Origin of the sequence: Pseudomonas fluorescens NCIMB 11764 (assembly GCF_000293885.2) — a bacterium.
GTDB lineage: Bacteria > Pseudomonadota > Gammaproteobacteria > Pseudomonadales > Pseudomonadaceae > Aquipseudomonas > Aquipseudomonas fluorescens_B.
The window spans coordinates 6,202,497-6,229,257 of the sequence record NZ_CP010945.1 but is presented as its reverse complement, the minus strand read 5'-3'; the positions used below and the strand labels follow the sequence as shown (position 1 = coordinate 6,229,257).

At 55.6% G+C, this 26,761-nt stretch carries 19 protein-coding genes and 1 pseudogene; 10 read left to right on the top strand and 10 right to left on the bottom strand.

Annotation, left to right across the window (positions count from 1 at the left end; genetic code table 11):
• Positions 1-18: 18 nt before the first annotated feature.
• Together B723_RS28270 and B723_RS28265 are read left to right on the top strand one after the other, a co-directional pair.
• A complete protein-coding gene (locus tag B723_RS28270) occupies positions 19-504 on the top strand; it encodes a glutathione peroxidase (protein ID WP_017337384.1) in 486 nt (161 codons plus the stop codon).
• Positions 501-962 (top strand): MarR family winged helix-turn-helix transcriptional regulator, encoded by a 462-nt coding sequence (locus tag B723_RS28265; protein ID WP_017337385.1) that lies wholly within the window; start codon positions 501-503, stop codon positions 960-962. Before B723_RS28270 ends, B723_RS28265 begins: the two co-directional genes overlap by 4 nt.
• Here B723_RS28265 and B723_RS28260 read toward each other — a convergent pair.
• Positions 946-3,267, bottom strand: coding sequence for a hybrid sensor histidine kinase/response regulator (locus tag B723_RS28260; RefSeq protein ID WP_017337386.1), 2,322 nt, complete (start codon positions 3,265-3,267; stop codon positions 946-948). The two genes, B723_RS28265 and B723_RS28260, sit on opposite strands and share 17 nt — an antisense overlap.
• Before the next feature lie 168 nt (positions 3,268-3,435).
• Between B723_RS28260 and B723_RS28255 the strand changes: the two genes are divergently transcribed.
• Both B723_RS28255 and B723_RS28250 read left to right on the top strand, forming a co-directional pair.
• Positions 3,436-4,326, top strand: coding sequence for an ATP-binding protein (locus tag B723_RS28255; protein WP_017337387.1), 891 nt, complete (start codon positions 3,436-3,438; stop codon positions 4,324-4,326).
• The gene (locus B723_RS28250; protein ID WP_017337388.1) at positions 4,323-4,805 is read left to right on the top strand and encodes a GAF domain-containing protein; all 483 of its coding nucleotides are present in this window, start codon (positions 4,323-4,325) and stop codon (positions 4,803-4,805) included. Before B723_RS28255 ends, B723_RS28250 begins: the two co-directional genes overlap by 4 nt.
• On the opposite strand, the gene B723_RS28245 is transcribed toward B723_RS28250, so the two are convergent.
• From B723_RS28245 to B723_RS28215, 7 genes and pseudogenes are all read right to left on the bottom strand, one after another.
• Positions 4,806-7,748, bottom strand: coding sequence for an HD domain-containing phosphohydrolase (locus B723_RS28245; protein WP_017337389.1), 2,943 nt, complete (start codon positions 7,746-7,748; stop codon positions 4,806-4,808).
• 49 nt (positions 7,749-7,797) lie between these two features.
• Positions 7,798-11,103: a transporter substrate-binding domain-containing protein gene (locus tag B723_RS28240; RefSeq protein WP_017337390.1), complete on the bottom strand. Its 3,306-nt coding sequence runs from the start codon at positions 11,101-11,103 to the stop codon at positions 7,798-7,800.
• Between the two features lie 8 nt (positions 11,104-11,111).
• Positions 11,112-11,429, bottom strand: a pseudogene (locus B723_RS28235) (LuxR C-terminal-related transcriptional regulator); the annotation flags it as partial.
• A gap of 323 nt (positions 11,430-11,752) precedes the next feature.
• On the bottom strand, positions 11,753-14,299 hold the full coding sequence (locus B723_RS28230) for a hypothetical protein (RefSeq protein WP_080995165.1): 2,547 nt from the start codon (positions 14,297-14,299) through the stop codon (positions 11,753-11,755).
• Positions 14,262-15,254, bottom strand: coding sequence for an ATP-binding protein (locus B723_RS28225; RefSeq protein WP_017337393.1), 993 nt, complete (start codon positions 15,252-15,254; stop codon positions 14,262-14,264). The genes B723_RS28230 and B723_RS28225 overlap by 38 nt, the downstream gene beginning before the upstream one ends.
• Positions 15,244-17,136 carry an integrase catalytic domain-containing protein gene (locus B723_RS28220; RefSeq protein ID WP_017337394.1) on the bottom strand — a complete coding sequence of 631 codons (1,893 nt, stop codon included), beginning with the start codon at positions 17,134-17,136 and terminating at the stop codon, positions 15,244-15,246. Before B723_RS28220 ends, B723_RS28225 begins: the two co-directional genes overlap by 11 nt.
• Before the next feature lie 5 nt (positions 17,137-17,141).
• Positions 17,142-17,789, bottom strand: coding sequence for a TnsA endonuclease N-terminal domain-containing protein (locus B723_RS28215; RefSeq protein ID WP_017337395.1), 648 nt, complete (start codon positions 17,787-17,789; stop codon positions 17,142-17,144).
• A gap of 1,248 nt (positions 17,790-19,037) precedes the next feature.
• Here B723_RS28215 and B723_RS28210 point away from each other — a divergent pair.
• Positions 19,038-19,832: a hypothetical protein gene (locus tag B723_RS28210; protein ID WP_144425286.1), complete on the top strand. Its 795-nt coding sequence runs from the start codon at positions 19,038-19,040 to the stop codon at positions 19,830-19,832.
• Here B723_RS28210 and B723_RS28205 read toward each other — a convergent pair.
• Entirely contained in the window at positions 19,789-20,769 is a 981-nt protein-coding gene (locus tag B723_RS28205) for a DNA-binding protein (protein WP_017337397.1), read from the bottom strand. The two genes, B723_RS28210 and B723_RS28205, sit on opposite strands and share 44 nt — an antisense overlap.
• A gap of 172 nt (positions 20,770-20,941) precedes the next feature.
• Here B723_RS28205 and B723_RS28200 point away from each other — a divergent pair, with 172 nt between their 5' ends.
• From B723_RS28200 to B723_RS28190, 3 genes are all read left to right on the top strand, one after another.
• On the top strand, positions 20,942-21,850 hold the full coding sequence (locus B723_RS28200) for a site-specific integrase (RefSeq protein WP_017337398.1): 909 nt from the start codon (positions 20,942-20,944) through the stop codon (positions 21,848-21,850).
• A 460-nt stretch (positions 21,851-22,310) separates the two neighbouring features.
• Positions 22,311-22,721 carry an addiction module antidote protein gene (locus tag B723_RS28195; protein WP_017337399.1) on the top strand — a complete coding sequence of 137 codons (411 nt, stop codon included), beginning with the start codon at positions 22,311-22,313 and terminating at the stop codon, positions 22,719-22,721.
• 75 nt (positions 22,722-22,796) lie between these two features.
• Entirely contained in the window at positions 22,797-23,306 is a 510-nt protein-coding gene (locus B723_RS28190) for a helix-turn-helix domain-containing protein (RefSeq protein ID WP_017337400.1), read from the top strand.
• Positions 23,307-24,259: 953 nt separating this feature from the next.
• On the opposite strand, the gene B723_RS28180 is transcribed toward B723_RS28190, so the two are convergent.
• On the bottom strand, positions 24,260-24,625 hold the full coding sequence (locus B723_RS28180) for a histone-like nucleoid-structuring protein, MvaT/MvaU family (RefSeq protein WP_017337402.1): 366 nt from the start codon (positions 24,623-24,625) through the stop codon (positions 24,260-24,262).
• A gap of 912 nt (positions 24,626-25,537) precedes the next feature.
• Here B723_RS28180 and B723_RS28175 point away from each other — a divergent pair.
• On the top strand, positions 25,538-26,020 hold the full coding sequence (locus B723_RS28175; protein ID WP_017337404.1) for a toll/interleukin-1 receptor domain-containing protein: 483 nt from the start codon (positions 25,538-25,540) through the stop codon (positions 26,018-26,020).
• A gap of 62 nt (positions 26,021-26,082) precedes the next feature.
• Positions 26,083-26,214: a hypothetical protein gene (locus tag B723_RS33955; RefSeq protein WP_017337405.1), complete on the top strand. Its 132-nt coding sequence runs from the start codon at positions 26,083-26,085 to the stop codon at positions 26,212-26,214.
• Positions 26,215-26,761 lie beyond the last annotated feature (547 nt).

The window sequence follows — 26,761 nt, the reverse complement described above, 5'->3', positions numbered from 1 at the left end:
CACATCAGAGCGCACATCATGAGCGACAACCTGCTGAGCATCCCGTGCACCACCATCAAGGGTGAGCAAAAGACCCTGGCTGACTTCGCCGGCAAAGCGGTGCTGGTGGTCAACACCGCGAGCAAATGCGGCTTTACTCCGCAATACAAAGGCCTCGAGGAGCTGTGGCAGACCTACAAGGACCAGGGCCTGGTGGTGCTCGGTTTTCCCTGCAACCAGTTCGGCAAGCAGGAGCCGGGTAACGAAGGGGCGATTTCCGAGTTCTGCGAGCTGAACTACGGTGTCAGTTTCCCGTTGTTCAAAAAGATCGACGTTAACGGCACCGACGCCCACCCACTGTTCGTGCAGTTGAAAAAACGTGCGCCGGGTGTGCTGGGTTCCCAAGGCATCAAGTGGAACTTCACCAAGTTCCTGATCGGCAAGGACGGCCAACTGGTCAAGCGTTTCGCTCCGGCGACCAAGCCGCAGGACCTGAGCCGCGAGATCGAAGCCCTGCTCAAATGAACACCTTGTCCGTCGATTCCCTGAAGCTCGACAGCCAACTCTGCTTCAAACTGTACGCCGCCTCGCGGGCGGTGATCCGTGCCTACAAGCCAATGCTTGATCAGCTCGGCCTGACCTATCCGCAATACCTGGCGATGCTGGTGTTGTGGGAATGGCAGGAGGCAGCACCTGATCAACCTACGGTAAAGGCGCTGGGCGAGCGTTTGGCGCTGGACTCCGGCACGTTGACGCCGCTGCTCAAGCGACTTGAGCAGTTGCAACTGGTTCAGCGCCAACGTTCGGCGCGGGATGAGCGCGAGGTGCACCTGAGCCTGTCGCCAACCGGCAAGGCATTGCGTGATCAGGTCGGACCGCTCAAGGCTCGCCTGCTGTGCGACAGCGGCGTCGATCTGGACCGGCTCAATGATTTGCGCGATGGCCTCGATCACCTGCTGGGGCAGATCAGGTCGTTGTCGTAGTCGGCATCCATAAATCCAGTAGCGCAGCCAGTTCTTCGCGCCGGAAGGGTTTGGCCAGGTAATCGCTCATGCCCGCCGCACGGCAGCGTTCGCGCTCCTCGGACATGGCGTTGGCGGTCAGGGCGACGATGGGCAACTGCGGCCAGCGCCCGCTGCGACGGATTTGCCGACTGGCTTCGTAGCCATCCATCACCGGCATGTTGCAGTCCATCAGCACCAGATCGAACTCACTGTGTTCCAGTTGATCCAGCGCTTCACCGCCGTGAGCCGCGACAATCACCTCGCAGCCGAGTTTTCCGAGCATGCCCTTGGCCACCAACTGATTCACCGGATTGTCCTCCACGAGCAGTACCCGACCGCGTCGCTGAGGTGAGAGGGCTTCCAGGCGTGCATCGTTGAGGATGTTGACTTCCGGTTGCAGGATTCGCCGCAGTGTCTGGTAAAGCGCATTACGTGCCAACGGCCGCGCCTGTTGTTGCAGGGGGGCCAGGGCGCTGGCCTGTTCGCTGGGCATGAAACTGCCATAAGCGGTCACCAGCAAAATGGGCGCGGTGCAGTTGGGGCGCAGGCCAAACAGGCATTCCGGACAATCGGTGATCACCATGTCGGGCTTCAGACCAATCATTGAGTCATCGATCGAGCGTTGCTGGTAATCGAGTCCCCATCCCGGCAACAGGCTTTTCAACAGCTCTGCCAGGCCGCTGCTGGCAGCGGTAATCGCGATGACCTTGCCGCGCAGTGTCGCCGGTGGCAGGGCGCGGGTGTGGCAAGGCAGTGGCAGATCGGCGCAGAACTGGCTGCCGAAACCCGCTTCCGAGCTGATGGTGAGGCGCCCCTCCATGGCTTCGCAAAGGTTGTAGGTCAACGCCAGCCCCAGCCCGGTGCCGCCGAATTGTCGGGTAATACCCGCGCCGGCCTGGGTAAAGGGCTGGAAGATCTTGACCTGAGCGTCCTGGGCGATACCGATGCCGGTATCGCAGACTTCGATTCTGACGCCTTCTTCGAAGGTCGACAGGCGCACATCGACCCGACCGAACCGGGTGAACTTGAGCGCGTTGGACAAGAGATTGCTGACGATCTGCCGCACGCGAGTCGGATCGCCGAGCACCAGCGCCGGAAAAGCCGGATCGATCAGGCACGTCAGCTCGACGCTGGGCGCCGCGTTCTGCGACAGCAGGTTGGCGGTGTCCTCGATCAGTGAGCCGAGGTCGAACGGAATGTGTTCGAGCTCGAGCTGGCCGGCATCGAATTTCGACAGGTCGAGAATATCGTTGAGCAATTCCACCAGCACTTTGCCCGAGTCATGGGCGATGGACAGTTGTTGCTGTTGCTCGGCATTCAGCGGGCCGTCGAGGGAAAGGGCGATCATCCCCAGCAATCCATTGAGGGGTGTGCGGATTTCGTGGCTCATGTTGGCGAGGAACACCGAGCGTGCTTCCGCCATGTCCAGGGCCGTGCTGCGTGCGACTTCCAGTTCCTGATTGGACTGGCTGAGCCGGGTGTTGATCGCCTTGAGTTCTGCGGTGCGCGCAGACACGATGTTTTCCAGTTGCCCAAGGTAGTCGGTCAGGCGGTTTTCGGCGTTACGTCGCTGCTGGATTTCGGTAGCGATGTTTTCAAACTGCTGGTTTGCAACTTTGACCAGCACACCGATCTCATCGTTTTCATGGCCCGCCGGGTACTCCAGCCAGGTCGGTTCGACGCTGCGCGGATCGCGGCTGCTGAGTTCGCGGATGACTCGCACCAGCGGTTTGGTCAGCATCACGTAGAACAACGCCAGCAGGATGCCGGTCAGGAGCAGGCTGCGGGCGAACCCATTGAGCAGGGTGATTTCGGCCCGGCGCAGGAACCGGTTGCCAAATGAATAGGTGTCGACATCCAGACGCAGTGTGCCGAGGGATTCGCTCGGCAAGTGATCCAGATACAGACGGTCTTCGAACGCGCGGTCGGCTCCGAACAGGAAGTCACTGATCACCCGATAGCCGCTCTGCACGCCAGGCCGCTTGACGCTGGCCAGCACGGTGCCGTTGTTGTCGGTCAGTTGCGCGCCGATGATCGCCGGTGAGCGCAGCAGGCCCAAGGTCAGTTCCTGGGCGAGTTCGGCGTCGATGTTGTAGGCAATGCGCGAGGCGGGGTTATGGCTGATTTCCAGTAAAGACAGTATTTCCCGGTTGATGGAGGCGTCTTCACTGGCATAATCGATGCCTATTTGCAGCAGGCTGAGCAGCGTGCCCAGAATGAAACCGACCAGCACGGTAAGCCGGGCTTGTTTGTAGGACAGCCGGTTGGTGAACTTGATATCCATGGGGTGTTGAACCACTTCCGTTTCCCTTCGCTGCTCAAGCATAGTCGATCATGCATGGATACCGATGTTCTCGCGAGCCCTTGTGCAACAAGGGATGACCCGGGCACCGACCGCCGTGTTTCGTCGCTGTAGCGCCATCATTACTGTGAACGTGCCCGAGGAGAAGACGTGGATTCCCGATTGAATGCTTTTCTTGAACGCGCCGATGCCGTTCTGGCTCGAATCGAACCGTTGCTGCCTGCACCTCGACAATCCATCGACTGGACGCAATGCCTGGCTGCGCGCTGGCAACGCGAGGGTCGCAGCGGTTTTCTGTTGCCGCTGCACGTCAGCCTCGACATGCGTTTGTCCGACCTGATCGGCGTCGACCGGCAACTGGAACAGCTGGGGCGCAATACCCAACAGTTCATCGACGGCATGCCGGCCAACCACGCCTTGCTCTGGGGCTCGCGTGGCACCGGTAAATCGTCGCTGGTGCGTGCCTTGCTGGCCGAGCATGCCAAGGCCGGTTTGCGGCTGATCGAAATCGAGCGCGACCACCTGGCGGACCTGCCACGGGTGGTCGAACAGATTGCCAGGTTGCCCCAGCGCTTCGTGCTGTTCTGCGATGACCTGTCGTTCGAATCGGGCGAAGGTGATTATCGCGTGCTCAAGAGCGTGCTCGACGGTTCCCTCGAGCAGGCACCGGATAACGTTTTGTTGTACGCCACCTCCAACCGTCGCCATCTGGTGCCGGAAAAGGAAAGCGACAACGAGAACTGGAAACGGGTCGACGGCGAGCTGCATCCCAGCGAAGCCGTGGAAGACAAGATCGCCCTGTCGGACCGTTTCGGCCTGTGGCTGTCGTTCTATCCGTTTACCCAGGAACACTTCCTCAATGTGGTCGAGCACTGGATCGGTCAGTTGGCCGACAAGGCCGGCCTGAAATGGCAGCGTGACGAAGAGCTGGACATCCTCGCGGTGCGTTGGGCTACCGGCCGGGGCAATCGCAACGGACGTTGCGCCTATCAATTTGCCCGCTATTGGGTCGGGCTCAAGCTGTTGGAGCACAAGGCATGATCGATTTACAACAAAGCGGCCAGGGCCTCGAAGGCTACGGCATGCTGCACGCTCAGCTGGAATCCTTGCTGGCGGACGAGCGGGACTTCATCGCCAACGCCGCCCAGTTTTCCGCGTTTCTGTATAACCAACTGGATGACCTGAACTGGGCCGGTTTCTACCTCAATCGCAACGAAGAGCTGGTGCTCGGTCCGTTCCAGGGGCAAATCGCCTGTGTGCGCATCCCGTTCGGTCGCGGTGTGTGTGGCACGGCGGCGGCGACATTGCAGACGCAGTTGGTCGAAGACGTGCACGCTTTCCCCGGACATATCGCCTGCGACAGCGCGTCGAACAGCGAGCTGGTCGTGCCGCTGGTCAAGGACGGTCGCCTGATCGGCGTGCTGGACCTCGACAGCCCGAAGCTCGCGCGGTTTACCGCTGACGATCAAGCCGGCATTGAAAAACTGGCGGCCATTTTCCTGCGCCTGACCGATTGCTGATCATGCCTTGAGGCCAGCCTTGGCCAGCAGGCCTTCCGGATCCACGGCGTCGATCTGCTGTGGATCAAGGAATCGGTCGGCGTACTGCTGATAGATCCCGGCGTTGATGAACAGCCCGAACAATTCAGGGTCAATGTGGGCATCCCGGCACATGGTGGCCATGATGCCCAGCGCTTCGCTCAAGGATTTGGCTTTCTTGTAGGGGCGATCAGCGGCGGTCAGCGCTTCGAAGATATCGGCAATCGCCATCATCCGCGCCGGCAGGCTCATTTCTTCACGCTTCAGCTGCTTGGGATAACCGGTGCCGTCCATTTTTTCGTGGTGGCCGCCAGCGATTTCCGCAACGTTGTTGAGGTGGGCGGGGAAGGGCAGGTGGCTGAGCATCAGGATCGTCTGCACCATGTGGTGGTTTATGATGTAACGTTCCTCGCGAGTCAAGGTGCCCCGGGCAATGCTCAGGTTGTAGAGTTCGCCCCGGTTGTACTTGTAGCGCGGCACGTCGAGTTTGAAACCCCACGGATTGTCTTCCGGAATCAGTTCGGCCTCGGCGCGTTCGAACAGGTGCTCGGGTTTGTCCGCCAGCAACGGCTCGCTGGCCGGCAGCGTCGGTGCCGGTGTTTGCGCCTGGCGCCGATTCTCTTCCCAGGAAACACCCAATCGGTCATCCAGGGTTCGGGTCCAGGTCCGTTGAGCCAGGCTGCGCAGACGTTGCAGATCGGCATCGGCCATCGCCTCGCCGCCCAGATTGCAACGGGCTATAAACGCGAAGTCATCGTCGAGCCCTACCAGAGTTGCGTCGCGCAGTTCAGCCAGGTGCTGCTCGTTACCGCCCAGGGCAATGGCCTGCCAGTAACTGACCCAGGCATCGCGCTTGAGCACTTCGAAACGGGTGCGGATTTCGTGAATGCGATCGTTCAGGGTTTCCAGCTTCGTGGCTTTATCGACGACGTATTCCGGCGTCGTGACCTTGCCGCAGTCATGCAGCCATGCAGCGATGTGCAGCGCCTCCCACTCGTCTTCGGTGGGTTGATAACCGCTGAAGGCGGGGTCCTGACTGGTCGCGGCAGCCTGGGCGAGCATCAAGGTCAGCGCCGGGACGCGCTGGCAGTGACCGCCAGTGTAGGGGCTTTTGGCATCAATCGCGCCGGCCAGCAGTTGAATGAAGGCGTCCAGCAACTGTTTCTGTTTGGCTTGCAGGCGTTGACTTTCGATACTCACGGCAGCCGCGCCGGACACGGCCTGAAGGAACGCAATGCGGTCCGGACGAAGCTTCTCGAGATCGCTTTGGTGGCCGCTATCCTCCAGCAACAGGATCAACAGGCCCACGGTTTCGTTATGACGATTGTGCAGACGGATACCGATCAGGTGCACCCGCGGACACCCCATCGCCAGCAGCACTTTCTGCAAATCCCCCGCCTGTTCGAAACCGAGATTGATCACCACATTGTCGGCATTCGACAGTTGCAGCATCCAAGCGGGGCTTTGCGGGCCGCCAGGCTCGTGGCCGCGAATGTCGAACGCCGGCAATGCCTGTGAAATATCGTCGATTACCAGGCCGTGAGGCTCCATGCGATCACCGTCATTTTCCCGGAGGTAGATCAGACCGGCCTGGGCCTGGCCGATTTTCACGGTTTCGAACAAAACCCGCTCCAGCAAGGGCGCAAACCGGGTCTCGGCGCTCAGGCTGTCGGTGATCTGGAAAAAACTTGCCAGGGTATCTTTCATGCGGGTCATCGATACGCTCAGTTGGTCGACTTCGAGCACCGGCGAGCGACGGGAGACCGGAAAATTGAAATTGAAACTGCGAATGGCATCGGCTTCCTGCACCAATTTGCGCAGGGGTTTGACCAGGATTCTCGAGGTCAGCCAGCCCAGCGGCAGGCACAACAGCAATGTGGCCAACGTAATCAACGCCCCTTGCCAGCGCATGCGGTAGGCATCGGCGAGCAATTCGTCTTCCGGCACCAGCAGCGCCAGTTGCAATCCCTGGGGACCACCCTCCTGCATGCGGCTGCGGGCAACGATCCATTGACGGCCAGCGGCTTTCAGCCGATTGCCTGTTGGCGGATTGTTCAGCAATGCGCCGAGGCCGGGGCTCAGGTCGGCGGCCTTGCTCAGGCGGGCGGTCTGGTCGTCGACGATCAGCTTGCTGCTGTCGGGGTAAGCGATGGCATTGCCTTCGGCATCGAACAGGACGATTTCGGTACTGGGGGTGACGACATGTTTGGCCAGCGTCGCGGACAGTTCTGCCAGCGTCAGGTCCGCGCCCAGGATTGCGTGAGCACCGCTGCGGCGGGCCAGGGTGGTGCCGACGTTATGAGTGGAGAAAAAGAGGTAGGGTTCGGTGATGATCTGATCGCTGTCGCGGCGGGCATTGGAAAACCAGTTACGTGTTCGCGGATCGTAGGTGTCGTCGGGGTTGTCCTGCCGACTGACGAGGTTCAGGTCCTGATCGAAAAACAGTGACTGGGAATGCACCGGGCCGCCGTTTCGCTCGATGCTCCACACTTGATACACCGCATTGCCCGGGGCGTTGAGCAGGGTTTTCAGGGCGGCGGTTCGCAAGGGGCGAACCATGAAGAAATCCCCGTTATCGTAGCCCAGGTACAGCGAGGCCAGATCAGGGTTGTCCTTGAGCGACTGGCTGAAAGGGCCGAGCAGCGCCAGGCGTTGTTCCAGGCTCGTAGCCTGCGCCGCCGGGTTGTATACCAGCAGGCTCAACAGATGATGGATGGGCTCATAGGTGGCGTGCAGGTCCAGCCGGACGTCCTGCTCGATGCGCTCGAAGAGCTTTTCACTGCTGGAAAGAATGATCTGCGTGGTTTGCCGATAGTTGAAAATGCCCAGCACCACGCCGGTCAGGAGCAACAGCAGGGTAAACATCACACTGATATGCACGTGCAACGGAAACCGGCGTTGGTCCGGGCGCAGTGGGCTGGGCATTGCAGGTCACTCCATGCGGTTTAACACACTGCTCAGCGACAAAGCATAGTTAAGGCTCCATCATTCTGCTTTTGTCGTTTTGACCAATTTGTTGCAGTAATGACTGCTCCAGTTCGAGCATCGCGCCTTCGATGGCCTTCCTGCATTCGGCGACGTTGTCATGATGAAAAACTTCATGGCAGACCCGTTCGAGCGCTTCGCAGCGGTCGATCAAGCGGGTGGCCTGGACAATTCGGGCTGCGCCCTTGATTTTGTGAGCGATATCAAGAAACGACTGCGGGTCATTTGACCGGGATAACGCCTGCAGCGCCTGTCGGTCCAGACGGTTGCTGCTGAGCAGTTCGGTCAACAGTCGCAGGTCCATTGCCGGGTTACCTCCCGTCAACAAGTGCAGCCCTTTCAGGCTGAAAGCGGGAGAGCGATTGGTCGGTTCGATCTCTGCGATCCATTGACTCAACGCGGACAGCGTCAGCGGCTTGAACAGGCAGTCATCCATTCCTGCTTGTTTGCAGTGCTGTCGCTCTTCCGGTTGTGCGTTGGCGGTAAAACCCAGAACGGTGCACGGGGAACGATCGGATTGCTGTTCATGGTCGCGGATGGCGTGAGTGAGTTCATAGCCATTCATGACCGGCATGTTGCAGTCGACGATCACCAGATCGAACAGCCCTGATTTCCACGCTTCGAACCCTGCTTCGCCATCCTCGGCAACGCTGAATCGATGCCCCAGAAACTCCAGCTGTTGGCACATCAACAAGCGATTGGCCGGGTGATCGTCAATCACCAGCACGTTCAAGGGGGCCGTGGACGTGTGGATCGGTGTTTCGGTGGTTTTCGACATCTGCTCGAGTGGCAGGGTGGACAGCAGCAGAGAAACCTGGACCTGCGTGCCGACTCCCGGTTGGCTATCCAATCGCAGGCTGCCGCCCATCATTTCGCACAGGCTCCGACTGATCACCAGACCCAGGCCGGCGCCGCCTCTGCCTGACTGCCCAGTGCCATTGGCCTGGGCGAAGGGTTCGAACAGTCGCCGTTGATCCTGTTCGCTGATCCCGATGCCGCTGTCCTCAACCTGCAACAGCATCCGGACTTGCTCGGGTTCAGGCGTCGCAAGCAATTCGACGGTGATCCTGACCTGGCCCTGTTCCGTGAATTTGATAGCGTTGCTGACCAGGTTCGACAACACCTGTTTGAAACGCATCGGGTCCAGCAGGACATCGATCGCCGGATTGGCCGGGTTGAGTTCCAGCAGCAGTTCAAGGTTTTTCTGACGAGCCAGACCCTCGAAGATCCGAACGACCGACCCCACGATTTCACTCGGATTCACCCTTTCCGGGCTCAGGCTCAGACGCCCGGATTCGATCCGGGCAATGTCGAGAATGTCGCCGATCAGTTCCAGCAGGTCCCTGGCCGAGTTGTAGGCCACGTCAATGGCCGGACGATCTGGATGGTTGCTCTCAATGCGCTTCAGCGTCAGTTCGAGCATGCCGATGACCGCATTCATCGGCGTGCGGATCTCATGGCTCATGGTTGCCAGGAATGTGCTTTTGGCGCGGTTGGCTTCATCGGCGCGCTCCTTCGCGCAGCGCAGCTCCTCGAACAGTTGGCGTCGCTCGATCAATTGATCGTTCAGCGCGCGCTCGGCCGCCTGACGCTGTTTGATCTGGCGACGCATATAGGCATTCCAGGCAGCGGAAAGCAGGAGCAGCACGCCGGCCCCGATCACGATCTGATAGAACAATCGCTGGTAATTGCGCCAGGTGCTTTGCGAGGACGCCGAATAGCCACGCCAGCGGCTGTTGATGATGCCCAGTTCTTCCGGGGCGATGCTCAGGAGTGCCTTGTTGAGGATGGCGTTCAGCTCTTTGGCCTCTCGTCCGGTCGCCAGGGAAAATGCGGCCTGCCGGGTGCCAATGGTGGTCCGGATCTGAAGTGTGTGCTCGAAAAGCCGTGATGAAATGAAGTAGTTGGCGATGACCAGTGAGTTCACCGCACCTTCTGCCTTGCCTTCGGCGAGCAATTCCACCGCGCTGAACGTGTCCGGGGTTTCAATCAACCTGATCCGCGGGAACTCGCGGCGCAGGTAATCCACCAGTGGGCTGCCCTGGGCGATGGTCAGGCGTTTGCCCGCCAGCTGCTCAAGGTTTGCCGGGCTGTCGGCGGCTTTGCGAGTCAGAAGGACAAAGGAGTTTTGCAGATAGGGGCGGGTGAAATTCAGTGCTGTATCACGTTCGGCGCTGGGGAGCAGGGCGGCGATTACATCGGCTTTATTGTCCTTGATCTGTTCGATCATCTCGTCATCGTTTCGGCTTCGACGGATGTCGAAACGCAGGCCGGTGCGCAATCTGATCAGTTCAAGCAGGTCTGCGGTGACACCGCGAAAATTGCCATTGCTGTCGAAAAACGACAGCGGCGCAAGCGCCTCGTTGACCACCACGCGCACGATCGGATGTTGCGCCAGCCACTGTTCTTCGGGGTCGGTGAGTTGTAACTTCTGGTCGGTAAGAAGAATGTCACTGCCGGCACTCCAGCGCTCGGCGATGTTCTGCCGTTCGCTGGCGGGGATGGCCATGAGCATGGCATTGATGATCCCGAGCAATTCCGGGTTGTGCCTGTGCACGGCAAAGCTGAAACCGTGGGCTTCGTGTTTGCCGAAGTTAGCCATGCGGATGTTGTTCAGGTAACCCTTGTTGATCATGTAATGGGTCGAGATGGTGTCGCCCAGGAAGACATCGGCCTGATCGAATGCCACCGCATTGATCGCATTCTGGTAGGACGGATAGGACGTAATGGTTGCCTTGGGATACAAGGCCCTGACTTCCTCCAGTGGCAAGTAGTGATACACCATGCTCAGCCGCAAGCCGGCGAGGCCTTCGGTCAGGGATCGGGTTTCTCCTTCCCGTGTCACCAGGACCGGCTGGTCCACGGCGTAGGGCGTGGAAAGCGCGATATCGGCATTGTGAGCCTCGAACCCATTGGCTGTGCCGAGCAGATCGACCTCGCCTTTTTCAAGTGCCTTGATGGCAGCTCCGCGGGACGCAAAGCGTTGGACCTTGACTGGTAAACCGAGGGTTTTGCCGAGAATGCCAGCGTAATCGGCGGTGAAGCCTTCGTAGTCCTTGCCGCTGACGGTCAGGTCGAAAGGAGGATAGTCCGGGGCCGACGTACCCAGGATAAGTTCGCGCTTACTCGTTATCCATTGCCGTTGCGATGGATCCAGTTGGACGTCCAGATGCCGGAGGGTCGATCGACTGAGCAGGGTGAAGTGTTCGCTGGCAATCTGCGAGGCAGGTACTGAAGTGCTCAGGCATAAACCTGCAGCCACTGAAATCAGATAATCCTTAATGCGACGGGGCATCCTGTGTCTCACACTAATGCGTTACGTTTTGCCATCTCGATGAGTTCAACCAGGGATTTGGCTTTGAGTTTCTGCATCAGTCGTTTTTTATAGGTGCTGACAGTCTTGTTGCTTAGAAACATGCCTTTGGCAATTTCCTTGTTGGTACGGCCTTGTGCAAAAAGTTGCAGTACCATCAATTCTCTATCATTGACTGACTTGAACAGTTCCAGCTCGGCGCAACGCACGTCATCACCACGGACAGGATTCAAGGCCTCACTGGGGAAGTAGTTGTAACCTGACAATACCGCTTTTATGGCGCTGACCAGTTCACTCAGATCCTCCCGATCAATTTCTGTTCAAATTGATATGGCTGACCGAGGTTGCTGCAAAATTCATGAAGCCTTGAATTGCATGTGTTCAAAAAAAATAATACTGATGAATATTGTCGAGCAAAAATTTATACAAGTGAATATGCTTTCGGGTGGCCGTAGGAGGTTCACGGGGCAGTGTGGTCCAGCAACGGAGTTTATCCATGTGGATCAAGTTTAAAAGTGGCAGGAGGCGTGGCGAGCAGAAGTCGGGTGCGACTGGCTTGAAGGTGCGTCATGGTTGGAGAACGAGGTGAGCTTTGGAAAGTTAGTGGTGCCCTGGTCGATTGAGCTTGTGATTATTCGGATTTGAGATGAGAGCTTACGGGATGATTTATAAGGTACTGCGATATCATGTCCCGCTGTATCAATGGGTTTTCGATAAAACTGGATAGGTGTTCTCCTGTCAGAATGTTCCGTCTAATCAAGCATCGGCTAGTTCCGGGGTTTTTGAAAATCAATCGGTCGGCCATTGCGCAGGTTATGTACGAGGCGAGGATGCGTTGGCACTTATTAAAATCTTTTCTATTAAGGTATTTCTCTCTCTCGTGTCTGATTAATGACGCAAATCCTTTCTTTAAAAACGTGCAATAAAAGTCGTTGTAGCTCATTTGACATTGTTCGAGGGCGATGCTGAGCAATATGCAGTCCGGCGGTAGGGTTGGCACCTTAGGGCAGAAGTAATTTGCCGTTCTTCTTATTTTGGTCAAGATGGGGGAGTTAATTGGCGTCTCTGAATTTAGATACGAGAGTATGTCGGTGCTGCTTCGATAGAATTCTGCTGTATTGGTCCTGGGCGACATTTCTTTGGTGTCGTACTTGTACAGCGTCTCGATAAGTCTAGGGGTTGGTCGCGACGGAAAGCCTAGTGGGGCAAGCAGTTTTTCGATAATCGAAAATTTCTTTCGGAACAAATCCAGAACGCTGGGCCGGAAATAAAACGATAACTGACCCGCTACGTGAGTGAGCACATTGTGATAGGCCAGGGCTCTAAGGGTATGTTCGGTAACTTGTGCACGTTTGGCGGCGATAACAATTGGTAAGTAATTCTGATTTTCCGTGGGTTTTTCTGTGATTAGGTGAGTGGCAAACTTTGAAATTTCGCTTTTTCTATAGATGGCAGTGATTCGGGATTGTGTGGTAGCGGGAAAGGTTAGTGGCTTGATGCCAAAAAACTGCAGTACATCGGCCTGACGGTTTGAAGAGATTTTCAGAATTTTGCTGGTGGTTTTGCTATTCAAGTATTTTTTTCTGAATTTTTTGACTTCCGTTTTAGGGATGTAGATTTTCTTCACAGATCTGTAGCAGTTTTTCAAGTGACACCACTTTATAAGCTCATGAACGGCTCCTGTTGTAATTCGAAGTGATTTCGCTGTCTGCGCAAAGCTTAGAAATTGCGCGAAAAAAACTGGATCAGCCGGGAGGTTTGGGAGAATTAACGGAAACGCTTCCGTGGCCCGTGATTTTTTGTGAGCCAACGTTCGCTTGATTGACTGGATGTCTTCTGACGTGAATAACCAGTACGACCAGTGGAGTTCGGCGTTGTAGCTGGGTTTAACTTGAGATTCGAGAATAGCTTTGCGAATTTTTATGACTTTAACGCCACAGGTTGCTGCAATGTAGTGTGGAGGTTGGAGTCGATCGAGTAGGCAGTCCACGTCAGCTGGGAGGAAAAATTTCTTGGCCTTTTTGCCGCAATAGAATGGCAATAAGCCATCTCTGGCATAAGTTTGTACGACGTTCGATTTGACATTTAGCCGCCTAGCGACCTCATTGGTAGTCCACATCTCTGACTGTGCGAGGGGTAATCGTCCAGCACTCCTAGCGTGATATTTTTCAAGCGCCAAAGATATTGCAAGGATGTCATCATTGGTACAGGATTTTCTCGTTGCGTTAAGGCTATGGCATATCTGGCTGATGGTGGCGAAGCGTAGGCCCTCCGCCTGCATTTTTCGTCTGACTTGTCCGGGCGTTAATAGAAAAGGTGTATCGCTGCGGATGCTGTTCTGAGAACACGTTGTCCGTTTCATGAAGGCATTTATAGCTTCATTGACTTCAGGGCTCTTGAAACCTGAGAAACGGGCGGCTATCCAAGCCTTGTCGATATCGGGATATATGCTATGTAACGCTGTCAGGTGTTGCAGAATTCCGTACGCATCATTATTCGCAATGAGCATTGCTGCTTCATTAATCTGGCAGCGACTGCCCTCGGGTGCGGTAGACTTTTTTTTCTTAATATCTCCCAATTGACGAGCAATTCTCATGATTTTGTCAAGGTAAGCCTGATTGTGGGTCTTCAAATTCTGCACAAGATACTCTTCAGGCCTACAGTCCTGGGCAGTGCATGGAACACACTTAAGGATATCCCCGCAGTAGTGACATTTACCATGTAGCGCCTGCCACCACTTAATATCTCCACCGCATGCGGGGCAGTGCATCAAGTATTTTTTTTGGTGGTATGGGCAAAATTCTGTAAGTATTATGTCTTGGATTTGGCGCTGCCAGCCCTCTTCGAAACAGTCGTCACAGTACACAAAGGAACGTAACCTTAGATAAAAGCTAGGTATTTCGATTCCGCTGACCAACAAATGCATCGTCTGCGCGCGGTTGACAGTTTTGTAAAAGCCACTGAGGACTGCGGGGGCATAGTCTCCCGCCTCTTCTGCTAAAAATTGAGCGATCGCTGACGACTGGGTTACTGCAATGTGTTGCACTGCTGACTCACCCACGCAGCGCCGGCTGAATTGACCAATCGTGTGAAATCCATGATATAGCGTTGCCCGCCTGATTAAGCTGTATGGGCTTTCTTCAGCGAGCGGAATTGGTACGAAGATGAGCTTGTTCATCGATGTGCGCCGCTATCAACGCAAGACACTCACTCAGCGTCAAAGTGAACGGATTTGTTGTCTCACTGAGCTGTTCGGGTAGATTCAGGCATTGGCAGGCCTCGAAGAAGTCCTGGCGAGTAAGAGTAGTTGCGTTGCGGGTTAAGGCGCTAATAACCGCTTCGTGCACGACTTGTCGAAGGTATTCCAGGTTTCCTACGCTCGCAACGTAGAGCGGCGCCATGATCATCAGTTCGTGCAGATGAACATCGCCTACAAACTTCATTAGCTTAAACAGCTGCTGATCCAGAACCCTAAGCGTCATGTGGTATTCAGATGTTTCGAGCTCGCTGAATTTGAAATGCTTTAGGAACGCGACGTAGCAGTATCTTCTGATGAACGGTGAATGAGGTTGTTTTTTTTGTTCCTTAAGTAGAAGCTTGCACTCTTCGGTGCCTGCCAGCATGATGGGGATCTCGCTCTTGCTCAGTAGTGTTACCAGCCAATCCAAGGTCACGCCGCGTGATTTCTCCGCTTCCGGTTTCAACAGGCGCTGGATTTCGTCCAAAATTACGACTCTGACCCGGCATTTTTTTAGACGATCTAGGAGTAATTCGTTAAGCGCATGCACGTCCCCGTGAGCAGGGTAAACGCCCAGCGCTTTGAGTAACGTAGTGCATATCCCCTTGATCGTCACCGGGGCAGGCACGATGCAGTAGAGCGCGGTTATAATTTTGTATATGCCGTCTTTATCGCACTCTATATACGGCGGATTAAAGGTGCCGGTGAACAGCTCGCACAGACGAGATTTTCCGGAGCCGGACGGCCCTATGATGAAGGCGCAGCTTGCCGTTTTACGTATTTCAGTGGCTTCCACGGCTTTGGAAAGCTGGGAGTAGGCAAACTGATAGCTGGGGAAGAACACGGTCTGTTTATTGAATTCGACCATGGCTTGTACTTTCGATTCATCGATCATGTTTGGTCACCACGCTCGAATAATCCGATGGGGTATCAGGATGGAATTGATAACGTCTGTTGCTGTCATCCTCCAGAGCCACTGAAGGGGCGGGCAAGCTCGGCCTCGCGTTGAAGTCGCCACGCTCCTCCGCGCGTTTCCGTATTTTCCTTTGGGTTTTGGTTTTCGCGCTGGCCAGTTCTCGTAATATCTGAACCCGCGCCTCGCGTGCGGCACTATAGCTAGGTGATTGCTTTCTGGCTCTGAGCCGGGCCTTGATCATTTCATGAAGGTGCATGGTCAAACCCTTTTGATAATCGGGATCAACCGCCATGACCTCGAAGAGTTCGCTTGACGAACTAGGGTCGCAGACCCAGGCCTTGCCCAGCTCGGAAATGTCATAGAGCAGCCGCAACGACCTAGGTTTTCCGGAATGCTGGGTGGCCAGATAACTCACCGCAGGGCCCGTCCAGGCGAGCCCTTTGAAGCGCAACCGGCCATTGTTTGGTTTGACGTAAGCGACACACAGCAGATGGCGATTAAGGTCTTCCTCGTTGTATCTTTTCTGTTCGAACGCGAGAGTATTGGCCTGGTCTTCGTCCCAGGCTTCCTGAGGTGATTTGCCCAAGCCATCCTGGAATCCTGGATGGTAGGCAGTAACGATCCAATCTTCGAAATTTTTCATGACGTCCTCCTGGGTGAGGGTGGCATTGGCTTCGGAGTCATAAGGATTTGGTCCCGAAAAAGTCGTACCGGGCATGCAATGGGCGATGGATGTGGTCCAGGTCTTGAAGAAACTTTCGATGTGCGGTTTTTGATCTGGATTACCCGGTTCACAGTAGGTCACGTCACCGCCAAGGTCCTGAAGTACGCTTTTCAAGCGGGCATTGGCGAATTCGCTTCCATTGTCCAGACGATAACGGCGAGCCAGTCCTCCATAGGGATTACTACTCAACAGTGAATGTTTCAGCGCGCGCATCGTCTTTTCGGTGCTGGGCGGGTTGTAGGAGATGTCCCATCCTGTGATTACCCGAGTTCTCACTTCTATCAGTGCAGTCAAGTAAAGGCGTCCGATCAGGTGGCCGTCCTTATCGACGGTTTCCACATCGAGCTCATGCGTATCGCCTTCGACGAGGTTAAAGAGCTCCAATGGCCGCCTACATTTTTTGCTCCATTTTTGCCTTCTGATGGCTCGACGGTAACCGAGCTGATGGCGGTCGGTCTCGTACCGGTCCAATTCTGTAATGATTCGGTATAGCGTACTGGTCGACGGACAGGCGAGCTGATCGTGTGGAGGCCGTTTTTCGTTGCAGGCGTTAATTGAGCATTGGATGGCACTAATAAGGTCGGTTTTCTTGCACGGCGTAAGCTTAAAGAACAATTGAGCCAAGTTGAGCTGGATGAGTTCTTGCACAACCTCTGGCTGCCTGAAAACACGCCGGGTTGGCGAACTCCGGGTTCGGGGCACGAGAGCGAGCTTATTTTCGCCCATGCTCAGGTAGGCTCTTATCCATAGGTAAAGGGCACCGTAGCTCGGCCTCGCTTCGCCCCTCTGTTCGGCAATTTCGGAGAGCAAAGTAAGCACCGGCTGGCGAGGCAGGCGGCCGCCCCAGCGCTCCAACACGGGTAGTACATAAGCCAGCCGTTTAGCCATGATGTTCTGCTGGCGTGCATTCAATGCGTCGACGATCAGGTCAACCCGCGGAGCAAACGGTGCCTCCTGGGTTTTGACCAAGGTGCCATTCCGCCAGGCGCTCACCAGGCGCTCATACGACTGAATCACGATTTGCTTGCTGAATTTCAGAGAGCGCAGCTGATAGCGATTGCCTTGGGCCGCGACCACCTGGTAATCGGAACCGCAATATTGGTAATGCTCGCCGACGTTGAGCTCCAGACTGTTCATCACATTCACCACACACGGCTGAGTAAGTTCAGCGGGCGTTGCAGATTGCAATGCAGCCGTTGGTGAAACAGTGCACAGGTGATGTCAGCCTGCGAAACTCCCTGTTTCAGCAAAAACGTGATCGACGCACTCCTTTGTGTTTGTTCGCGCAGTAGGCGAAGCATGTACGGCACCCTGGCGAGGCTGCCGTTGTAGCCCAAATGGTAAAGCGTGCGAAGGTTTTGGATCTGGACAGGATGGCAAAACTGACGCTCTTCAACGCATTCGAACCGCAAGCCGTTTCGGCTAAACAGTTGCTCCAGTACGGCACGCCGTGTTTGCCATCTTCGATTGCGCGCACCCGCGCAGCTTTTTACCTCGTACACAACCTGGCCACCGTCCACCATTGTTGCAAGAAAATCAGGGGTATAGCGGGATTTCGACCCGGTGAAGCAGATGGTGAAGGGCTGCGATTGGTAGGCGGCGATAGCTGCTTGATATTCCAGATGAATGCAAAAATCAGCCTCCAGTAAGCTCTCGCAGCCTATGGAGACTTGGTTCTTGCGCGAGGCAACGAAGGTCACCAGCTTGCGGGGTTTTCCAAACGCCAACGGTTTGCTCGGTTCGAGCGTATAGCCCGAATGTGGCTCATTCCGATCAAATGGAGTAACCATGGATTGGGCTCCGAGAGTGTTAGCGATGGTTGGTCCACATCACTCACCGCCAAAGCCCTCAAGTAAAGAACTGATATTGGGGAACTCGGGGCTATTGTCCAGGCAATAGCGAAGAGGTTCATCGACATGCTTAGGAGCGAAGCGACGCAGCCTTTTCAGTTCATGTAATCCAGCACTTGACCGCTGGTTCGTTGGGGGGGAAGCATGCTTGCTCCGCGGGCAATTGTTGACGGCCGAGTTCGGCCAGGCTGGCTATTGGGGTGATTCGCCAAGGCTTCGACCATACCAATTATCCACTCGCACACCGCATTCCCAGCGCAAATGTGTGCCCCGTGTACAAGGCGTGTCTGTGTATCGGACAGTATTACGATTTGCATAGGCCCACCCATAGGTTCGCGGACATGAGTGTCGGGTGCACATGACGACAGCATTTCGACGCTGACCTTTATCCCGAGCGCGCTTAGCAAGAAGCTGAGAAAGCCATGTTCGTATTCGCGAGAAAACTTTCTCGCGAATACGAAACTATCCCAGCGCAACAAATTCAGGTTGGGGGGCATATTGGCCTGTTGAGACGGATTGGGGCAGTGATGGAGGTTGGCCAGCGACAGCGTTGTTCGCAAAGGAAAGGCGTGGGGCCGAAGCGCTTCGTCGCGCTCAGGTTGAGTGATTGATGAGAGTGGAGAGATCGCTAGCGGGGGCCGTAGACGAGGCGAGCTAAAGGCCGATTCTGCACTGGCGCGACGTCGAGTCGTTTCTTTTCGTAAACGATACCGAACAAGTATGGTGCTCATGATGGTGGCACTCCCAGCACGTTGCAGCGGTTTGCTGATCTTGTTGCGTTGTTAACATTATTCAACGCCATTCTTCATCGGAGATCGACGTCCAAACTGTTGTTGAACAGCGGTTCCTATCTTGTTGATGTCGCCTGTCTTTTTGCGCCGTGTTATTAACGCATGTTGCGTTTGCCGCTGTAGCGCGCGCTTTCTTTGGACAGCTGTGTGCTTCACTGCAGGTGTTAAACGCTGAAAGGGATGATGTGCCATGGCTTGTTCATCGTTGGTCCATAAGCTGAGGGGCCGTGTGATTGCTCATAGCCTATGCAGCTATTTTGGATGTCCGCACAACGGACCGGCCTTGACGCGAGGTGGCTGCATTTGGGCACACCAGCATCATCCGTTGGTAGACTTGGCCCGTAACAACAAGTGGCCGCAGTTGCTGACGGGCAGTGAGCTTCACGACGACAGGTGTATGAAGGAGTTGCTGAGGGACTTTCCCGCGTTGTGGTCCGTCCGGAGCAATTCGCTATGGATGGTCCTGAGTACACTCTGGGATGAGCGCCGCCATACCGATCATTTGGCGCAGACACTGCACCTGAAAAAAGGGTATCTGCTGCCGGCGCTTGGCCCCGTCTTGATGCGTCGACTCTGTGTCTGCCCTGACTGGCGCAACTTGGGATTTGTCCTCGCCCTATTGGGCTCGACCTCCAGACAATTTAAATCCCACCGCAATTGGTTGCGTACGCATTTTCTGAATTACCTGCTCCTGGTGTGTATGGCTGAACCTTGCTGCTTCATCCGTGAGCCGCTGTACGAGTTACTGAACAAATTATATGAGCGCGATTTGCTCAAAGACATCGATGGCTGGCCTTCAGACTTCGCCTGCTTTGAGCAGGCCTGCCTGGCCTTCAACCACTACGGTAACTGGATGCGCTATCAGGGGTGGATCTCCGGTTGGGACCTTTATGCATGCACCCTTTTGCAGGTTTACCGGCCCGACCAAGAAATGCAGCGGCAAACGGCCTCACTGCCGGTCGGTCCACCGGTGCCGATTGGACTTCCGCCGCAGATTGCTTTGAAAGTCGAAGCGAGGCTTAAACAACATCGACGTGACCAGTTTGCGATAGGGGGTAGGGACCCACGTTTGCGCGAGGTCGTTGTGTTGACCTACGCCCATGGCGGTGGGTTTCGACTTTGGCGGCAGGTGGTCGGTGGAATGAAACCTAGTAATCTCCAACCTTCGATGACGGCGGCGTTCTGTGGCTGAGCAGAGCCTGCAAGCGCGTGACCTGCTGTCGCTGGAGTCTTAACTCGCGGCGGATCTGCCGCTCCGTGAGTACATGACGCTTGACCCGTTCGCGCAGGCTGGCGTGTTCGGTGGTCAACGTTTGGATCCGCGCCTGCGCGCTGTGCTCGCTGACTTTCAGATCCTGGTTTTTTTGCAGTAACTGCTGCAGTGCACGTTCACGTTGCCGATCTTGTTGGCCCTGGTGGCGCAATTCACTGACCAGCCGTTCGTTGTCCTGGAAGAGGCGGGCGAGTTCATCCTGCTTGTCCGACAGACTGATACGCAGTGCCCGCAACTCGTGTTGCAACTGCTGAACCTGCGCGTCGTGTCGCTGGGTTTCCTGCTCCCGCTGGGACAGATGCTGCAGGCGAAAGTGCTTCAGCGCTTCACGAGCTTGGCGGTGCTTGTCCTCCAGCGACTGGAGGTACGTCGTCCGTTCGAGCAACAGCTGGTTCAGGTCGTGTTCCAGCTGGCCCAAGCGTTGGCATTCGCCGTCCGCTTGGCGCAGTTGCTCCTGGAGCGTTCGCTCGTGCTCGCGCAGGGCCTGCAGCTCACGATCGAGGCCGGCGTAAGCACTCTGCAGGTGATCGAGTTGCGCCTGGTGCTGCAAGCGCTGCTGCTCATACGCCGAACGATCCCGCTGCAGGCGCTGGCGATCCTCGGCGACCGCCTGTTCGGCCAGCACCGTGAGGCGAGCGCTTAAACCGGCGACAAAGCTGTGCAGTTCCTCGTCGGGGGTGGGCGGCAGCGCCTGCTCTCGGGTGCCGAGCTCCTTCAGATAACGCTGAATGGTGCTCTTCGAACCGGTGTTGCCCAGCTCCACGCGCACCGCGTCGATGCTGGGGTGCTGGCCGCGGGCGAGCAGCGCTTCGCGGGCGATTTGCACCACGGCCTTGTTGATGCCTCCGCGTGCCATGGCCTGACTCCGACGATTTCGTACTGGTTTACGGAGTATGCATTTACAGCTGTAACCCTGCCTTTGGGACGGCAGGAATTCGGACGGACTGGCGTTCGAGAATGCTGAATTCTTGAACGTGACAAGCATTTTTCGAGGCCGGGCCCCGAAATCGCGGTATGCGGGAGGTGAGATGAGCGATTCAGCCGAGCGGTATCTGCAAGCGGCGCGACGCGACAGTACGCAGCGCCGCTATGCACAAGCCGTTGAACACTTTGAAGTGGAGTGGGGCGGGGTACTGCCGGCCTCCAGTGAGAGCGTCGTACGCTATCTGGCGGCCTATGGCGCTCAGTTGTCTAGCAATACCCTGCGCACGCACCTGGCGGCCTTGGCCCAGTGGCACCAGCAGTACGGCTTCGATGACCCCACCAAGGCGTCGCGGGTGCGTGATGTGCTGCGCGGCATTCAGGCGTTGCACCCGCAACCGATCAAGCAAGCCGAAGTGCTGCAGTTACAGAGGTTGGAAGCGTGCGTCGAGGGGTTGGTCGGGCAATTGACCTCGGATCAATTAGCGGTGCGGCTGCGCGCGGCGCGGGACCAGGCTTTGATGCTAATGGGCTTTTGGCGTGCGCTGCGGGGTGACGAACTGTGCCGGCTGCGTGTCGAGCATATTCAGCTGCGGGAAGGACAAGCGTTGGACATCTTCCTCGCCAGCAGTAAGACCGACCGCGACCATCGCGGTCTTACACTGGTGGTGCCGGCGCTGAAGCGGCTCTGCCCAGTGGATGCCTACCAGCACTGGCTGGCGGTCAGTGGCATTAACCAAGGGCCGGTATTTCGCGCCATCGATCGCTGGGGTCACTTAGCGGAGGAACCGGTCAACCCGAACAGTCTCTCGCGAATTTTGCGTCTGGCGTTTTTGCGCAGCGGTGTGGCTGGCGAGGGTTATACCGCGCATTCACTGCGCCGCGGTTTTGCCACCTGGGCCAGTCGCAACCAGTGGAGCAGCAAGGCGTTGATGGAGTACGTCGGTTGGCGCGACGTGCAGTCGGCGGTGCGCTATGTTGAGGCCGATGCGCCCTTCGGCGATTGGGCACGTTGAGCGCACTGACGCCAAAGGGATGACCTGGCGGGAAGGGTATGGGGGCATTGCCGCCACTGACTCCTGGAAGATCTCGGCAGTAACGCTTCGCCGATTGTCGAGCGGCAAGCCGCCCTATTCGGTGAGCAGAGTATGGTAGGCCTACCGTGTTAGTAATGGACCCGGATCGGTCGCTGACGACATGTTTAACTCTCCCCATTTAAACCGTTGGCTCGACGGTGTGAGGGGGGGCAGGGAAGACGACTGTTCATCGCGATTGAACCGAGACCGGGAAGGCCATTTTTGGGAGATGGCGAGCCGGTAGGCGACCGCGTGAGCTAGGTGCGTGTTTTTGTCGACCCGGATTACAGAATTTGTCACTGAATAGACTGTTTACCTAATTCTAAGGGGAAGTGAAAAATCCGACCAAATGAGAGGAATCAAGCGGGCAAAAGAGATTGTCGCCTGAGAGGTAAATGAGATGAACGAATCGAAATTTGATCCTGAGGACATGTCGATCCTCGAGCTTGACACTTCCGGTACCAGCCTCTACGAAGCTTCGTGCTTCCTCGACACCCCGGAAACCATCAGCGCATATCTTGCTGAAAGTATGATGGCTCAAGACCCGCAAATATTCATGAAAGCGCTCGCCGAGGTTGTTAAAGCCCGAGGCTTGAACAAGGTTGCCCAAGAAGCGGGAGTCGATCGAGAGAGCCTTTGTAAATCCCTTCAAGGCGGGGCAAAAATTCGCTTTGAGACTGTCAAGAAGCTGTTAATGGCAGTAGGAGTAGAACTCACCGTGCAGCCGATTGCAGCAAACCAGTCGGCTCCCAATTTCACCAACCCCGCTGCGGGTGTTGCCAAAAAAACGGCGGCAGCAAAATTACGGTAGCTGCCCAACCAGCGGCCATGCTGACTACGATACCGCTACCGCGTGGTACGCCAGTAACAAAAGAGGAACAAAACCATGACCGCTGTTCTTGAAAATTCGCTGAGCGTGCGCGCTGCGCTCGAAAGTCTTCAAATGCTTCTGGAGCAGCTGCGTGGTCAATTCGTGAACGGCATCGAGGGGCCAGAGGATTACGCTCGGGCCACTGTACTGCTTGATGAACTGACCGACGGACATGAACTCAACAAGTATGAAGAGCGGATCCTTATCGAGCTTGAAGACGCGATTCTGGCTTTCGAAAAGAAAGGCGAACACCTCAACGCGTTTAACGCTGCGATCAAGGCCACCATCACACCGGTGCAACTGATCAAGGACTTGATGGAGACACTAGAACTGACCGGCTCGGATCTGCCCGAAATTGGCGACAAATTCGTGGTGTCCAAGGTTCTCAATGGCAATAGGTCGATCAGCCCTAGAATGGCATTCGCCCTGGCCGAGCGCTTCCATATGGACCCGAAAGCATTCGTTTCGGATACTCGTACTCTTCCCCAGGAACCCTCGACTACAGGCCCACGTCACGCCCGGTAAATGGCGAGGGTTATACCGTGCATTCAATGCGCCGCGGGTTTGCCACCTAGGCCAGTCGCAATCACTGGAGCAGCAAGGCGTTGATGGATTATGTTGATTGGCGCGATGAGCAGTCAGCAGTGCGCTACATTGAGGCCGATGCTCTCTTCGGCGATTGGGCTCGTTGATCGCTCCGACGGCCAATACGTTCGTCCAGTTGGGAGGGGCTGAGGTCTAGTGTCGTGACTGATACCTAGAGGGCGATATGGGCGGCATTGCTTCGCCGATTGGCAAGCCGTAAGCCGCCATGCTTGGTTAGGTGAAGATGGTAGGCGCAGTATTGGTTGTGAACCAGTTCGGTCGTTCACCAAGTGTTTTAAACGCCTGTAAACCACTTTTATGATCTGTAAGCCAGTGAAGTTAACAACTCAAAAAAGTAGGTTACAGCAATCGCTTTTGTTCATTCGATTGCTCTCCTCCTACCTTCAGAAAGGCAGCGTAAAACGTTCATTGCACTTTCGGACGAGCGCTTTCAGCCGATTTTTGCCTCTCGCCTCCGTCAGCTTGGAGTTGGTTATACCCATCGCGAGAGGCAGAAATCGGTCGATTCTGTTGAAAAAGTCGGCCATGGTTTCCACGACACAAAAGTACGCGCTTGAGATTGAGATCTTTACTTTGAGCCTGGGATTCGGGGCTCAGATTTCGCGTAGCGACGCGCAAAAAAGACGTTTTCAGCGGTCAGTATGGGGGCAGTCTGGAAGAACCGACTTTTTCAACAGAATCGCTGATATCCGCCATTCGCTTTTAACATCTCGGTGCGGCGAGACCATGACGGAGCTCGCCGTATGGGTCGCTTTGCCCGTCACTGATACGATCTTTCACGGGCAGACAAACTGACGAAGCTTCATAACCGCCGCTCTTGAATGAGATGAAAAAAAGAGCCCTTGGAGGACCCTTGTGTACTCAAACCAAAATCACTTGGTCAGCCAAGACTCAACGGTCGCGGAGCCATGTTCTGCTTTCCATTCTTTCAACGTTTTGTGATTGCCGCCTTTGGTTTCGACGACTTCGCCGGTTTTAGGATTCCTGTAAACCTTCACCTGGCGTGGCTTACGGGTGCCAGCTTTAGAATCGACGGCAGGAGCACGACGGCTCGCTTGCGGATCTAGTAGGTTGATCACGTTCGGCAGGCTGTAGCCGTACTCGGCCAGCAGTGCACGAAGTTTGGTCTCGAACTCGATTTCTTTCTTGAGGCCAACATCACCTTTCAGGGCTTCGAGAGCTTGGAGCTGTTCAGCCAAGTGCTTTTCGAGCTGACGAAATTCTGCGAGCTTTGACATGTTAATTCTCTATGTAGTTAGTCACCTAACAATACACCAAAAACCACAATTTGAATCTAGGGTCTGGGAACCCAGCGCATGCGAGGCAAGGTTCGTGGCCCTGATTTATTCGTCCACCGCCGAGAGCGGCGTATTGAGGTCAACATCAATCTGATCGACTCGCGAATGATGCGAGCGTCAAGACGCGTATCCAGAGGAAGCATTCGCTCCAGATTCGCATTCATGTCAACCGCAAGTAATTCGAGAGTTCGGGATACGGATGGATGAGCTTTCATCGTTTCATTCTGAGCTGAACAACCGTTTGCATTCGACTTAACCAGCACATGCCAAAGTGATGACCGCCAGAGAACGACCCGTAGGAGACGTTCGTCGATTGAACCACGGCATCGATGGCGGGGCCGTTGAACGTCAAAGACCTGAAACTTGGGTCGAGAGCTACCCGCTATGATAGATAGCTCTAGACCAGGGAGGCATTTGTATCGGAAGCCGCTAGCAAACATTCACGCTACGCCTGGTAGCAGAATTCGCGCTATGGGCTATTGTTCGTGCCAGCATATTGGAATCACGATCTGAAGTGCAGGTTGATTTCGAGCCAATAAGGATGGGCTGCGGTGTTTTCAAAAGCTGATGGCTCGGTACAACCGCTGCTTAATCATCTCTTGGGCGAGCAGCTACAAACGGAAGGTTTACTACATGTCTAGATGTACAGCACCGGTACATGGTCATCGTTCGGCAAGCGCAAGGGCAGCGTGTCCCGCATGTAGCAGCCGATATAGCGGGTACGGATCGCGATCGTATTCATCCTCGTCCTACGCACCATCCTATTCGTCCCCGTCTCATGGCGGGGGTGGTCGCAGTAGCGGCGGTTCATCCAGCAGCGCAAAGCCGCGCTGGTCGAAGCCCGGATCCTCTGTGGCTTACACCTCCGCCGAGGTAAGAACGCTCACGCCGGTACGCGAAAATGTCGAGAGGCGTGCGACAGTACCTGATCTACGTGACGTCTTTCTTTGTCATGCCTGGGACGACCGGAAAGGATCCGCGAAGGAGTTGCATGATGTACTCGAGTCGCTCGGTGTTTCCGTTTGGTTCAGCGAGAAAGATGTCCTTCTAGGCTCTTCCTTACTCCGTGAAATTGATAAGGGATTGGCGAAGTCTCGAGTAGGTATTGTGCTGGTGACCCCTGCTTTGCTGCGTCGCCTAGCAGCTGAAGGCATCGCTGACAAAGAGCTTTCCGCGCTCCTCGCAAGGGATCTGCTGGTTCCCATCATTCACGACACCACATACGAATCGCTGCGAGAAGTCAGCCCTCTACTCGGTTCGAGAAGCGGCCTGAGCACTGCTGAAGATACGTTTGCAGATATCGCGGCCAAGCTTGCCGAGTTGGTCGCCCCGTAGCTTCACTTTCTATGCGTACGGTTTTACTTACAGACCTGTTATCAATCGAAGGAGTTGAACACATGAGTATTAAACCCGGCCCCAAACCGATCGCTGAATCCACCGGCAAAAAGGACCAACGCCGTCGTGTTACTGAAGAAAACAAACCCAAACATCCCGATCTGGAAGTACATAAACACAAAAAAGGTGACTGACCTTAAAAGCGTTGCCAGAGGGGGGATTCACGTAGGTTCGGCCCCTTCTGGCCGTATTCCGCCTATCGCGTCCGACTGAAAACGGCCTATTCTGTTGAAAAAGTCGGTCTGCCCAAACTGCCTGCTCATTGGCGGGTGAAAACGTCTTTTTTGCACGCTGCCACGTGAAATCCGAGTCCGGAAGCCTCTGCCAAAAGTAAAGATTTCAATCTCGGACGCGTGTTTTTCTGTTGCGCATACCATGGCCGACTGTTTTCAACAGAATCGGCCATAAGCAGTCAATCCCGAAGGACGGCTTTCGACTGTGGATTCAACCGGTCGCGACAAGGTGCTTTCGGCCAGAGTCGGCCAGTCTGCTTGATATATCGATATGTCCCATTTTCCACCTTATCTCGATGGCCAAGCAGGGCGAGCTACGACATTGATCTGCGATAGCTGACGTCGATCTCGAAGCGATTTCTGAAAAAAATTGAGAAAAGCAGTAAATAAAACCGAGGAACGTGCCGAATAGTGAAGTAGGTGACTGAAAATCGGTCGCCGCACCCAC